We start from the raw sequence: 12,948 nt of genomic DNA, 5'->3' as shown, positions 1-12,948 counted from the left end.
GAGAAAGAACATCCGAAAGGAAGTTCGCCATGGTGGTGCTCCGATCCGAACGATTGCCAGTGTTGTCACTGACTGTTTGCCATCGCGACGATACCGAGCCGATGCCCTCAAAGGGAAGCTGACGGATGAACTTTTCGGAAGCAACCCGACAGAGCACTGGATTACGCGGGCGCCTCCGGCTCCCCGAGGGTGAGCATCAGGCGGTTGGCCCACGAGAACGAGGCCGCCGACAACACCAGATCATGCAGCTCCGAGGCGTCGAAACCCAACTGCCGCAAGCGGTTCAGATGGCCGGCGGTGGCGCGGGGCGGGTTGGCGGCGAGGGCGTCCACGAAATCGATGACCGCGTCCCACCTTTCGTCGATGCGCACATCGTTGCCTTCGTCCAGCAACCGCTGAACATCCCCGGGCCGCTTGGACAACGCAGATGTGAAACGTGAATGAACGGAGGCGCAGTACTCGCACCCGTTGTGCCGGGAGGTAACGGTCGCCGCGAGTTCGCGCTCGGCGCGGTTCAATCCCCCTCGACCGTAGAAGATCTCTTTGTCGTTGCCACTGCGATGCGCCAGCACCTCCGGGTTGCGAGCGAGTAGCCGGAAGTACGGCCCGATCCCGCGATCGCCCTCCAGCAGGGGTTTCTGCAACTCATCGGCATCGGCCAGCCGGATGGGTTCCACCCACGGCACCCAGTCCAGCTGATCCTGGGTGAATCCCGTTGGGCGGCGTCCGTTTTCGACGCTGCGGACCTCGCCGACGGCCTGCTCACTCATGTTCCGCTCCGATCAGTGTGAGACCGGCCAGCAGCCGGACCTGGAAGTGCACGAATCCGATGAGCTGAGCCACCGTGACGATGTCGCGCTCGGACAGCCCGGTCGCGGCCAGGGCGTCGATATCCGCGCGGGTGATGGCGGCGGGCGCGGTCGTGACCCGCGCGGCGTGCCGCAGGATCGCGGCCAGCACCGGATCCCCCTCGGCCGGAGCCGTTCCCAGCCCCGCGTAATGCGCCGCCAGCTCGGGCGCCCCCGCCAGCTCCGCCACCGCCACGGCCGCCGCGACCAGCCGGTCCCGCCCGACCGTCGCGGCCGCCGGACCGTCCAGCAACGCCTCGTACACCCCCTGCGTATGCGCGATCACCGCCGGGCGTGTCGCCCGCAGCCCCCGGACCGCGTCCGCACGCGGGCCGAGTACGGCATCGATGACATCGGCGGACCGGTCCGTCTCGGGTCCGGCCGGGGCGAGTGACGCCACCTCGACGGCGGCGGTCGCTTCGGTCACGAGGAAATCCTTTCGTCGGGTCGCCAACCCAGTTGCGGGGCAACCTTGGTGGCGATGAGTTCGATGGAGCGCAGGGTGGCGGCGTGACCCGGATCGACCGGGTGGACCTGCACGATGAAGTCGGTGGCGTGCCGCAGCGCCACATCGGCGGCGAGCTGCTCCACCACCTCGTCGGGCGTGCCGACATAGATGTCGCGCAGCACCTCGGCGACCGAATCCGCCACCTCCGGCCCGCCGTTGCGACCCAGTTGATCGAGGAACCGGGCCGCGCCGCGCTCGGCCAGAGCCCGGGCCTCGGCGTGGTCGTCGGCCACGAAAACACCCCGGGACGCGCCGATTCGCGGTTCCGCTCCCGGCGGCAGCGCGTCGAGATAGGCGTCGACCAGCGGCTGCTGGATCTCCCACAGGGTGGCCGCGGGCGCGGCCGGATCCCGCGGCTGCGCCTTCGACAGCAGCAATCCGTCGCCCGCGCGCCCGGCGCGCGCCGCGCCTCCGGCCGAGAAGGTGGCCTGCCACAGCCGGTCCCGCAGTCCGGGCGCGGGCGGATTCAGCCCCCGATCCCCGATCAACGGCGTTCCCGCCAACGCCGCGGTGACCTTGCCGAGCTTGTCCGCGTACAGCCCCTGCCGGTCGAGATCGGCCGCCTCGAACAGTTCGAAGGCGTGCCGGGATCCGCCCGCGCCGAAGCCGAGTTCCAGCCGCCCGCCCGACAGCTCGTCCAGGACGGCCGCGTCCTCGGCGACCCGGATCGGGTCCTCCAGCGCCAGCGTCACGATGGCGGTCCCGACCCGGATCCGCGGGAACCGGGCGGCCGCGTGCGCCAGGAACACGAACGGCGACGGCAGCCCGCCCTCCGCCGGATCCAGGTGGTGTTGCGCCACCCAGGCGGTGTCGTAGCCGAGCCGTTCGGCCAGTTCGATCTGGTCCAGGGCCTGCCGGTACACGGCGGCCGCGGCCTCGGACGGGTCGGTGCGGACCAGGCGGGTGAAAAAGCCCAGGCGTCGCGCGGTCATGTCGTCACCTTTCCTAGGTAGGCATCGCGGACGGCCGGGTCGCCGACCAGGTCCGCGGCCGGGCCGTGCAGCACGATCCGCCCGGTGCGCAGCACATTGGCGGTGTGCGCGATGCTCAGGGCCAGCTCCGCCTGTTGTTCCACGATCAGGATGGCCAGGCCCAGTTCCCGATTGAGCCGGGCGATCTCCGACAGCACCCGATCCACGAACAACGGCGACAGTCCCATTGTCGGCTCGTCCATGCAGATCAGCCGGGGTTTGCTCATGAGCGCGCGGGCGAAGGCCAGCATCTGCTGCTCCCCGCCGGACAGGGTGCCCGCCCGCTGCAGGCGGCGCTCGGCCAGCCGCGGGAAGTACTCGAACAGCTCCGCGGCCCGCGCGGCCAGCACCGCGCGCCGCTCCTTGCGGATGTAGCCGCCGACGAAGAGGTTCTCCTCGACGGTCATGGCCGGGAACACGCGCCGCGCCTCCGGCACCGAGGCCAGCCCCGCCCGGATCCGGGCCGCCGCGGGGGTGGCGCTCACGTCGACGCCGTCGATGCGGACCGCGCCGGAACTCGGATGCAACAGTCCGAGCGCGGTTTTCATGGTGGTCGACTTGCCGGAGGCATTGCCGCCGAGCAGAGACACGATCTCACCGGGGCGGACCGTCAGCGACACCTCGTCGAGGGCGCGGGACGCCCCGTAATGCACCACCACGCGATCGAATTCCAGGATCGGCGTGGCGTTCTCGTCGAACTCAGACATCGACGGCCACCTTTCCCCCGGCCCGGCTGCGGCCCAGGTACGCCTCGATGACGCGGGGATCGGAGAGCACCTCGTCGGGCGTGCCCGACGCGATGATCCGGCCCTCGTCCAGCACCAGCACCCGGTCGGAGAGCTCGTGGACCAGGTCCATCTTGTGTTCGACCAGCAGCACCGTCTGACCCTGGGCCTTCAATTCGGCCAGCTGCGCGCCGATCTCGGCGGTCTCGGTCTGGTTCATGCCGGCGGCGGGTTCGTCCAGCAGCAGCAGGTCCGGCGCGGAGGCCAGCGCCCGCGCGATCTCGGTGCGGCGACGGTTGGCGTAGGACAGCGTGTAGGTGGGGTGATCGGCCCGCGGGACCAGTCGCTCGGAGAAGCGGTTCAGCTGGGCGTCGATGCGGGCCGCCGATTCCCGGCGCTCGGCCCGCGCCGCCGGGGTCGGCGCCAGCGCCACACCCAGTTCGGCCAGCAGCGCCACCCACTTCAGCACCGGGATGTCCGCGAGCCGCCGCAGCGGGCGGGTGGCGCGCAGGGTGGTCTGCAACCCGACGTCCACGTTCTCGCGCACGGTCATGGTGCCGAAGACCCGCCCGTTCTGGAAGGTGCGGGCGATCCCGGCCGCCGCGGCCGCCTCGGGGCGACCGGGCCGAATCCGCTTGCCGCGCACCAGCACCTCCCCAGCGTCCGGCTTCAGCACCCCGGAGATCAGATTCACCGTGGTCGATTTCCCGGAGCCGTTGGGCCCGATGATGGACACGAATTCGCCGGCGGCGATGGTGAATTCGACACCGTCCACCGCCCGCACCCCGCCGAACGAGCGCCGCAGACCGGTCACGGTGAGTACCGCTTCCGTTCCGATCTCAGGCTTCGACCGGGCTCGGTTCGCTTGTGCGGACACGATCCCTCCTCACCAGAATTCCCTGCGGCCGGAACCGCACCACCAGCAACAACACCAAGCCGTACAACACGATTCGCCACGACGGCGCCAGCCGCAGCAGCTCCGGCGCCCCGATCAGCACCACCGCGCCCAGCACCGCGCCGTACGGCGAAGCGGTGCCGCCGAGCACCAGAATGGTCACCACCAGCAGCGACATCGGCAGGTTGAACACGGTCGGATCGATATAGGAGTACTGGTGCGCCAGCAGCGCGCCGCCGATCCCGGAGCAGAACGCCGCCACCGCGAACGCCAGCGCCTTGTAGTCGCGCACCGGCACCCCGGCCGATCGCGCCGCCACCTCGTCGGCCCCGATGGCGCGGATCGCGATCCCCAGCCGGGACCGCTGCACGCCGACGATCAACGCCACCACCGCGGCCAGCACCACCAGCTCCAGCCGGAAAATGTCGGTGTGCGTGGTGAATTCGAAGCCGAAGACGCTGGGCGCGGGAATTCCGAAGATGCCGTAGCTTCCGCGCGTCACCGATTCCCAATTGCGGATGATCGCCACCGTGACGATGCCGATACCCAGCGTCGCGATCGCCACGTAGTGCCCGCCCAGCCGCCACAGCGGCGCGGCCAGCACCGAGGACACCACGGCCGCCACCACACCCGCCGCCACGATGGCGGGCAGGAACGCCCAGCCGTGCGACACGGTCAGCACCGCCGAGGTGTACGCGCCGATCGCGATCGGCCCGGCCTGACCGATGGCCAGCTGCCCGGCCGATCCGGCCACCAGCGTCATCGACACCGCGATGATCGCGTACGCCAGGATCTGGGTGCCCACCGAAATGCCGTAGTCGTCGGCGATCAGCGGAATCGCCACGCCCGCGACACCGAACGCGAGCAGCGCGTGCCACCAGCGCACCGGCAACTCCCGGCCCGCGCCGAGGAACGTCCCGGTCATGGGCTCGGATTCGATGGCGGGCGGCCGGGCCAGCAGGCCGCCGGGCCGCAGCACCAGGAAGATCACCAGCAGCCCGAACGTGATCAGATCCCGGTAGCCGTCCCCGAACCAGTAGATGCCGAACGCCTCCACCAGGCCGAGCACGAAACCGCCGAGCACCGCGCCCGGAATCGACCCGAGCCCGCCGATGGTGGCCGCCACGAAACCGGTCATGCCGACGACGCCGCCGCTGGTGGGCGAGATGTTCGAGTTGTAGAGGCCGACGAAGATGCCCGCCAGCCCGCCCAGCCCGGAGGCGATGGCGAAGGCCAGCGACTGCACCCGCCCGACCCCGATCCCCATCTGCGCGGCGGCATCCGGATCCTGCGCGGTCGCGCGGATCGCCAGCCCGTGCCGGCTGAACCGCAGGAATGCCCACAGCCCGCCCATCACCAGCAGGGTGATGGCGAACATGACCACGTCCGAGGTGCCGAACCGCACCCCGCCCACCTGGAAGTTGTTGGTGGACAATACCTGTGGGAACGGCCGGGTGTCCGGCCCGAACACCAGGGCCACCACGTTCTCGATGATGAGCCCCACCGCCACCGTCGCCAGCAGCGCCGCGATGGCCGGGGCGCGGCGCAGCGGCCGCACCGCCAGCACGTCGATGGCCACGCCGACCAGCGCCGTCACCGCCACCACCACGACCAGCGCCGCCCACCACGGCACCCCGTGCTGGGCGATCAGCCACCAGCCCAGCACCGAACCGAACGCGAAGATCGCGCCGTGCGCGAAATTGATGACATTGCTGACCCCGAAGATCAGGGTGATGCCCACGGCGATCAGCGCGTACGCATTGCCGTGGACCAGACCCGCGATGAGCGTGTCGAACATCTAATTCTTGCTTCCGACCGGCACGAACTTGCCGTTCTGCAGAATCAGCTCGATCGGCTTCACCCCGTTGGGGCGGCGCGTCTGCTGATCGAAGGCGAAGGTGCCCAAGCCGATTCCGTCGAAGTCCTTGACCTCGCGCAGTCCCTTCAGCACGCCCTCCCGAGTGGCGCCGCCCGCCTTGGCGGCCTTCACCACCGCGTTGAGCGCGTCATAGGCGTACACATTGAAATCGCCCGGGTCGGTATTGAACTTGGCCCGGAACTTGGTGACGAAGTCCTGCACCTTCGGGCTCGGATCCGACGGCGTGAACACGCCGTTCACGATGTCGCCCTCGGCCGCGGCGCCCGCCAGCTCGATGAACTGCGGCGTGTTCTGCCCGCCGAAGAACTGCCCGGTGAACCCGACATCCCGCAGCTGCTTGGCCACCAGCGCACCGTCCGGTCCGTACCCCAGATGCACGAAGGCCTCCGGGTTGGCGTCGCGGCCCTTGATCAGGACCGGCCGGAAGTCCTGCGAATCCGGCAGAATCGCCGAGGAATAGGCGATCTCGATGCCCTTCTCCTTGGCGAACTGCTCGAAGTACTTGAAAGCCTGCTTACCCCAGTCTGTTTCGAGGTAGACGACCGAGACCTTCTTCGCCTTGGACCGCACCCACTCGGCATTGCGCTCCTGGTACACGTCCAGGGTGATGGACGGACTCCACGAGTAGTCCCCCGCCTTGGTGAAATCCACCGCGGAGTTGGTGAACCCGTACTGCACCAGCTTGCCCCGGTTGTACACCGGCGACGCCGCGATCGACGCGGGCGACGAGAAGTCGCCCAGCTCCGCGATGATCGACTGATCACCCACGAACTTGGTCGCGATCGGCACCGTCTGCTTCGGATCCGACTGCGAATCCTCCCACTTCAGCGCCACCTTCTTGCCATTGATCCCGCCCGCGGCATTGATCTCGTCGAGCGCCAGGTCGAACCCCTGCTGCCAGAGCCGCCCGTACTCGGCGGAATTGCCCGTCCTCGGTCCCGACACCCCGAAATACACGGTGTCCGAACTGCTTCCGGACGATTCGCTACCGCAGGCCGCCGCCAGACTCGCGACCAACGCCGCCGCTCCGACACCCACCGCCACCCGGAGACCACGCGACCGGGACAAGATCCTGCTCATAGCTACCTCAACATTCGCGCACCGGCACACGGCCGGGCAGGGAGACACGACCGCGACAGAGGAATGCGCGGTCCTGGCGCTTGCGCTACCCGGTCGGGCAGCGCCTGGTCGTCACCCGGGGCACCCCACCGCCCACGCGAGGGTTGCCGATCAGCGAGCCGGGGCTCGAAAAACGCTGATACTCGTGACCGTGTCCAGAAAGGTAGCCGTGACAACCGGCGGCCGACACCGTTCGAATCACCCTGATGCCAAACGCCGCCCGGCCCCGCCGCCGGGAAATCCCCTGTCGCCCCCGCGAATTGCGCCCGCGGCCGCATCGCCCCCGCCGATGCCGCCGCTCACCCCTATGTCAGATGCGCGGTCAGCCAGGCCGGGAACTCGGTCAGATCCCGCAGCACCACGTCCGCGCCGGCCGCCGACAACTCCTCGGCCGCGTACGGTCCGGTCGTCACCGCCACCGAGGTCGCATCGGCCACCTTGGCCGCGCGCACATCACCGAGATGATCACCCACATAGATCGAGGCGCCGCGCTCGAGCAGCACCTCCCCCTTCTCCTCCGCCCACGCCCCGCCGACCAGTTCGTCGACCGCCAGCCCCAGATGATCCAGATGCAGCTGCGCGTGCGGCCCGTTCTTCGCGGTGATCACCAGCACCCGGCCCCCGGCCTCGTGCACCGCCGCCAGCGCGTCCACCACGCCGGGCAGATGGTCCGACGCGTGCACCGCCAACTCCGGATACATCTCCCGGTACATGGCCACCACACCCGGCACCTCGTGCTCCGGGAACCACTGCGCCGCCTCGTGCGCCAGCGGCGGACCCAGCCGCGACACCACCAGCTCCGAATCGATCGCCACCCCGGTCCTGGCGGCCACCGCGTCCCACACCGCGGCGATCCCCGGCCGCGAATCGATCAGCGTCATATCCAGGTCGAATCCGACCACGAGCCCACCGGACACACCCCGCGAATGATCAACAGCCACACCCCGACCCTACGGCCCGCCGAAACCGCGTCCACGCCGCGACCACCCCTGGGCGGCAGCGCCGCCGCGCCGTGCCCACCGGACCGCGCATCCCCGGCGACGCGCACCGATAATCGCTGGCCGGGCCGCAGCGCCGCGACCTACGCTCGCATCCATGCCGAGTCCTCAGGGAACCTTGTTCTGCGGAACCGAACTGGCCGAACGCATCGAACGGGTCGAAGTCGAGCTGATCGCCACCGGCAGCGCGGCGGCCGCGGCCCGGCTCGGCGCGGACGCCGGTTTCGCGATCCCGCTCGCGGGTGGTGTGGCGTCCTTCGCCGAGAACGATTCACCGCTGAACAAGGTCGCCGGGCTCGGCTTCGCGGGCGTTCCCGACGCGGCGGAACTCGACGTGATCGAGCGGCGGTTCGCCGAGCGCAAATGCCCGGTGCAGGCCGAGGTATCCCAACTCGGTGATCCCGGCGTCGGCGAACTGCTCACCGCCCGCGGGTATCGACTGGTGTCGTTCGAGAACGTGCTCGGGCTCGAGCTCGGCGGCCCGCGCGATGCCGTCGTCGCCGAGGGTGTCGAGGTGAAGCCCAGCGGCGAGGACGAATTCGACCCGTGGTTGGACGTGGTCGCTGTGGGTTTCGCACATCCGGACGGGCAGGGTGTGGCCTCGCACGAGGAATTCCCGGCCGAGGTGATCGGCCGCGCCGTCCGCGATCTCACCGGCGGTGCGGGCGTGCGCCGCTACCTGGCGCGGCGCGACGGGCACATCGCGGGCGGCGCGAGTCTGCGCATGTCCGGCGGTGTCGCCCAACTCACCGGCGCGGCAACCCATCCCGCGCATCGGCGGCACGGCGTGCAGTCGTCGCTGCTGTCCGTCCGGCTGGCCGAGGCCACCGCCGCGGGCTGCGATATCGCGGTGGTGACCACTCAACCCGGATCGAAATCGCAGCAGAACGTGCAACGGCAAGGGTTCAGCCTGCTCTATACGCGGGCCATCCTGGTCAAAGCCTGATCGAGGTTTCCCGGTCAGCCGGGCAGCCGGTGCGCGGCAATGGGTTTCAGCTGCTCGCGCAGCACATCGCCCTCGCCGCCGAAGAGCTGCTCATCGGTGTCGACGGCGATCCGCACCGCCCGGCTCGCCAATTCCCTGCCCTCGGCGGTGATCTCGACCCGCAGCGCGCGGGCATCGGCGGGATCGGCCCGTCGCGCCAGCAGCCCCCGCTCCTCCAGGCCGCGAATCACCTTGGACGCCATCATCCGATCCGCACCCGACATGTCCGCCACCTGCTGCTGGGTCGGCAGCTCACCCGACCGGCCCAGCCAGCCCGCCGAGGCCAGCAGATTGAACTGGGTCGGCGTGAGCCCGAGCGGACGCAGATTGCGTTCCAGCGTCGCCCGCCACTCCAGGGCGGCGTGATGCAGCCAGAAGCCCGGACTCATGAGCGGTCCTCGTGGTTCAGCCACGTCGTCGTGCCTCCTGTTCCAATGCGGCGAAGGTCAGCGGCATGTCCGCGCGCATGCCCTTCTCCCAGACGAGCTTGAACAGCGGGCCCATCGGCCCGTGCACCTCGACGTGCTCGGCCACCCGCACGCGGCCGTCGCCGAGCGGAACGTAGGTGCGGTGACCGCGCAGCTTCCCGAACGGGATGCCCGCCTCACTGGTCCACGACTGTCCCGGCTCCACGGCCACGATAGTGAACGGCCCGGCCGGGGCGCCCTTGGGCTTCACCCAGCCCTTGGTCCCGGCCGCGAACTCGCCGTCGATGCGGGACTTCTCCTCGTGCGGGTCCCATTCCGACCAGCGGTCGACATCGGTGGCGACCGCCCAGATGCGGTCCAGCTCGCCGGTGATCACGGCCTCTTCGGTGAACGAGTACATCATCGCCGTCTCCAATCGGGGAAATCTGTTGTTGCGACAACAGTAACTGTCGTCGCGACAACAATCAACCCCTGCCATCGACCCACGACCGATGGACGGGCCCGATGACGGCGACACATCTGCCGCCGCCACCGGGCGTCCGATCGCTACGGGACCGGCGCGTAACCGAGCGGGCGCGTCGTGAACGTGCCCCGGCCCTGCGTCCGACTCCGCAAACGCGTTGCGTAGCCGAACAATTCGGCCAGCGGCACCGTGGCAGTCACGACCACCGTGCCGGTGCGGGTCACCGACCCCGTCACCCGGCCCCGCCGGGCGGCGAGATCACCGAGCACCGCGCCCACATGGTCCTCCGGCACCGTGGCGGTGAGTTCCACCAGCGGCTCCAGTACCGCCATGGCACTGGCACGCAGGGCTTCCCGCAGCCCCAGGCGGCCCGCGGTGCGGAACGCCAGGTCCGACGAATCCTTGGAGTGCGTCGCGCCGTCGGTGAGCGTGACCCGCAGACCCGTCACCGGATGGCCCGCCAGCGGGCCCTCCGCCAGAGCGTCCCGGCATCCGGCCTCGACCGCGCGCACGAACTCCGCCGGCACCCGGCCGCCCACCACCGTGGACTCGAACTCGAAACCCGTGGCGCCGGGCTCGGATTCGCGCAGCGGCCGCACGTCGAACACGATGTGCGCCCACTGCCCCGAACCGCCGTCCTGCTTGGCGTGCCGGTAGGTGAAGCCCCGCACGCCGCGCACCACGGTCTCCCGGTACGCCACCTGCGGCCGACCGACCGTCACGCTCAGCCCGCGGTCGCGGCGCAGCTTCTCCACCACGACCTCCAGGTGCAGTTCGCCCAGCCCCGCCAGCAGCGTCTGCCCCGACTCCGGATCGGTCCGCACCGTCAGCGACGGATCCTCCTCGGCCAGCCGAGCCAGCGCCACCGCCAGCTTCTCGGCCTCGGCGCCGGTCCGCGCCTCCACCGCCACCGAAACCACCGGCTCGGTCGGAGCCGGCGGCTCCAGCAGCACCGGGGCCTCCGGAGCGCACAGCGTCGCGCCCACCCGCACGGCCTTCGGACCGACCAGCGCGACGATGTCGCCCGCGGGCGCGGACTCCACCTCCGCGTGCCGGTCCGCCTGCACCCGCAGGATGCGCGAAACCCGCTCGCGCCGACCACTACCCGCGTCCAGCACGGTGTCGCCCTTGCGGAGGACACCCGAGTAGACGCGGACGAACGTCAGCCGGCCCGTCGGCGTGGCATGCACCTTGAACGCCAACGCCGCCAGCGGTTCCGCCGGATCCGCGGCCCGCGCGCCCGCACCGTCACCCACCGCCGGCCGATCCAGCGGCGACGGCAGGTAGGCGGCCACGGCGTCGAGCAGCGGCTCGATGCCGATATCGCGGTACGCCGCACCACACAGCACCGGCACCACCTCGCCGGAGAGCGTCAGCTCCCGCAACGCGGCGGCCAAGACGTCCGAGGACAGCGCGGAGCGCTCGACGAACTCCTCGAGCGCCACCGGACTCCGCTCGGCCACGACCTCTTCCAGCGCCTTGCGCGCCCGCGCCACCGCATCCGAAAGGTCGTCCGGGATCGCCGTCTCCGCGAACCCGTGCGCCCAGGTGAGCGCACGCAGCCCGACCAGGTCCACCACACCGGTGAACACTTCACCGGAGTACACCGGCACCTGCACGAGCAACGGAACCGGATGCAGCCGTTCCCGAATCGAGGCCACCGCGGCCGCCAGGTCCGCCCCGGCCCGATCCATCTTGTTGACGAACGCGATCCGAGGCACCCCGTACCGGTCCGCCCGCCGCCACACCGACTCACTCTGCGGCTCGACGCCCGCCACGGCATCGAACACCGCGACGGCGCCGTCCAGCACCCGCAGCGACCGCTCGACCTCATCGGAGAAGTCCACGTGCCCCGGCGTATCGATGACAGTGAACCGATGCCCGGCCCACTCACAGCTCACGGCCGCCGCGAAGATGGTGATCCCCCGATCCCGCTCCTGCGGATCGAAATCGGTGACGGTCGTCCCGTCGTGCACCTCGCCACGCTTGTGGATGCTCCCGGTGATGAACAGCATCCGCTCGGTCACCGTGGTCTTGCCCGCGTCCACGTGCGCGAGAATCCCCAGATTGCGAACAACGGCCAGGTCGGGTCGAGAAATGTTGGTACGCACGGTCTTCAGTCCTTCGTGCTGATCAGGAAAAGAACAGCGCGATTCCCCCGGACGGAGACACCGCTCCCGGGCTACTCGATACGGCCGCGCAGCCGACACCGAGTCGGCAAAGAAATCATGCTGCGACCGTATCCACCCGACACCCCTTGTGTCGCCTCAATTTTCACGTCGGGCTTCACATCGACAGATGCCCGAAGTGGATCACCGCCAGATTCGCGATCACCACCAGCGGAAAGGCCACCGCGACCTTCCGATGCCCCAGCTGCCAGAGCCCGGCGGCCGCGCCACCGAAGACCAGCACTTTGGTAGCCACCGCGGCCGCCGGCACCGAGAAGCTCGCCTCCGGTGCCGCGAACAGTCCCCACAGCACCATGGCGGCGACAGCCATCCCGACACCCCGGAGGATCTTCGCAGTGCGACTCCGGCCCGTACGGACGCCCCAATAGGCCAGTGCGCCAACGGCGACCAGCTCGGCGACGAAGGCGAGGGTGAAGTTCAGGGTGGACCAAACGGTGGCGATCATACCTACTCCGAGATCATTTCCGAGATCAGTGCTCTCTGTTTCGACCAATGATCACCGATTCAGTGACCCGAGTCAAGAGCACTGCTCTCACAAGTAGCTGAACGGTCCATAGATACGCCAAAGGCCCCCAGCAGATGCTGGGGGCCTTCGCGAATGATGTTCCGGCGGTGTCCTACTCTCCCACACCCTGTCGAGTGCAGTACCATCGGCGCAGGTGGCCTTAGCTTCCGGGTTCGGAATGGGACCGGGCGTTTCCCCACCGCTATAGCCGCCGTAACTCTATGAAACTGTCACATTCCATGTGCCAGAGACGAATTCCGAGGGGCAACCCCTCGAACACCCCGACGATCGGGGGTCCTAGGGGGAAGCCCCCTAGAAAATCCTTCTCCAACACACGGTCGTGTGTTGTTTCAGATACTGCACAGTGGACGCGTAGCTTCTTTGTTGGTAAGTCCTCGGCCTATTAGTACCAGTCACCTACATCTGTTACCAGAC

The 12,948-nt window shown here is 69.3% G+C and carries 13 protein-coding genes, 1 rRNA gene and 1 riboswitch; of the genes, 1 reads left to right on the top strand and 13 read right to left on the bottom strand.

Annotation, left to right across the window (positions count from 1 at the left end; all coding sequences use genetic code 11):
- Window positions 1-161 precede the first annotated feature (161 nt).
- The 8 genes from ABZ382_RS19870 to ABZ382_RS19835 form a co-directional block, all read right to left on the bottom strand.
- Window positions 162-770, bottom strand: a complete 609-nt coding sequence (locus ABZ382_RS19870) for a peroxidase-related enzyme (RefSeq protein WP_357090780.1) — start codon at window positions 768-770, stop codon at window positions 162-164.
- Window positions 763-1,275 carry a hypothetical protein gene (locus ABZ382_RS19865; RefSeq protein ID WP_357090778.1) on the bottom strand — a complete coding sequence of 171 codons (513 nt, stop codon included), beginning with the start codon at window positions 1,273-1,275 and terminating at the stop codon, window positions 763-765. The genes ABZ382_RS19870 and ABZ382_RS19865 overlap by 8 nt, the downstream gene beginning before the upstream one ends.
- Complete coding sequence (locus tag ABZ382_RS19860) at window positions 1,272-2,288, bottom strand: putative FMN-dependent luciferase-like monooxygenase (RefSeq protein WP_357090776.1); 1,017 nt, start codon at window positions 2,286-2,288, stop codon at window positions 1,272-1,274. The genes ABZ382_RS19865 and ABZ382_RS19860 overlap by 4 nt, the downstream gene beginning before the upstream one ends.
- Window positions 2,285-3,034 carry an ABC transporter ATP-binding protein gene (locus ABZ382_RS19855; RefSeq protein ID WP_357090774.1) on the bottom strand — a complete coding sequence of 250 codons (750 nt, stop codon included), beginning with the start codon at window positions 3,032-3,034 and terminating at the stop codon, window positions 2,285-2,287. The genes ABZ382_RS19860 and ABZ382_RS19855 overlap by 4 nt, the downstream gene beginning before the upstream one ends.
- Entirely contained in the window at window positions 3,027-3,866 is an 840-nt protein-coding gene (locus tag ABZ382_RS19850; RefSeq protein WP_357090772.1) for an ABC transporter ATP-binding protein, read from the bottom strand. The genes ABZ382_RS19855 and ABZ382_RS19850 overlap by 8 nt, the downstream gene beginning before the upstream one ends.
- Before the next feature lie 25 nt (window positions 3,867-3,891).
- Window positions 3,892-5,745: an ABC transporter permease gene (locus tag ABZ382_RS19845; RefSeq protein ID WP_357090770.1), complete on the bottom strand. Its 1,854-nt coding sequence runs from the start codon at window positions 5,743-5,745 to the stop codon at window positions 3,892-3,894.
- On the bottom strand, window positions 5,746-6,906 hold the full coding sequence (locus ABZ382_RS19840; RefSeq protein WP_357090768.1) for an ABC transporter substrate-binding protein: 1,161 nt from the start codon (window positions 6,904-6,906) through the stop codon (window positions 5,746-5,748). It abuts the gene before it with no gap.
- Between the two features lie 71 nt (window positions 6,907-6,977).
- Window positions 6,978-7,096: riboswitch (SAM riboswitch) on the bottom strand.
- A gap of 154 nt (window positions 7,097-7,250) precedes the next feature.
- Complete coding sequence (locus ABZ382_RS19835; protein WP_357090766.1) at window positions 7,251-7,886, bottom strand: HAD family hydrolase; 636 nt, start codon at window positions 7,884-7,886, stop codon at window positions 7,251-7,253.
- A gap of 175 nt (window positions 7,887-8,061) precedes the next feature.
- On the opposite strand from ABZ382_RS19835, the gene ABZ382_RS19830 reads away from it, so the two are divergent.
- Window positions 8,062-8,889, top strand: a complete 828-nt coding sequence (locus tag ABZ382_RS19830) for a GNAT family N-acetyltransferase (RefSeq protein ID WP_357091332.1) — start codon at window positions 8,062-8,064, stop codon at window positions 8,887-8,889.
- A 14-nt stretch (window positions 8,890-8,903) separates the two neighbouring features.
- Here the strand turns inward: ABZ382_RS19830 and ABZ382_RS19825 are convergent, their stop codons facing one another.
- The 5 genes from ABZ382_RS19825 to rrf all read right to left on the bottom strand — a co-directional run bounded on the left by ABZ382_RS19825 (window position 8,904) and on the right by rrf (window position 12,729).
- Window positions 8,904-9,341, bottom strand: a complete 438-nt coding sequence (locus ABZ382_RS19825; RefSeq protein WP_357090764.1) for a MarR family transcriptional regulator — start codon at window positions 9,339-9,341, stop codon at window positions 8,904-8,906.
- Window positions 9,334-9,759, bottom strand: a complete 426-nt coding sequence (locus ABZ382_RS19820) for an SRPBCC family protein (RefSeq protein ID WP_357090762.1) — start codon at window positions 9,757-9,759, stop codon at window positions 9,334-9,336. The genes ABZ382_RS19825 and ABZ382_RS19820 overlap by 8 nt, the downstream gene beginning before the upstream one ends.
- Before the next feature lie 143 nt (window positions 9,760-9,902).
- Window positions 9,903-11,930, bottom strand: coding sequence for an elongation factor G (gene fusA / locus ABZ382_RS19815; RefSeq protein ID WP_357090760.1), 2,028 nt, complete (start codon window positions 11,928-11,930; stop codon window positions 9,903-9,905).
- Between the two features lie 175 nt (window positions 11,931-12,105).
- A complete protein-coding gene (locus ABZ382_RS19810; RefSeq protein ID WP_357090758.1) occupies window positions 12,106-12,453 on the bottom strand; it encodes a YrdB family protein in 348 nt (115 codons plus the stop codon).
- Window positions 12,454-12,612: 159 nt separating this feature from the next.
- A 5S ribosomal RNA gene (rrf, locus tag ABZ382_RS19805) occupies window positions 12,613-12,729 on the bottom strand.
- Between the last annotated feature and the right edge of the window lie 219 nt (window positions 12,730-12,948).

It is taken from the genome of Nocardia sp. NPDC005825 (assembly GCF_040630175.1).
Lineage (GTDB): Bacteria > Actinomycetota > Actinomycetes > Mycobacteriales > Mycobacteriaceae > Nocardia.
The sequence above is the reverse complement of the archived record's forward strand: the minus strand, read 5'-3'. Positions and strand labels throughout refer to the sequence as shown.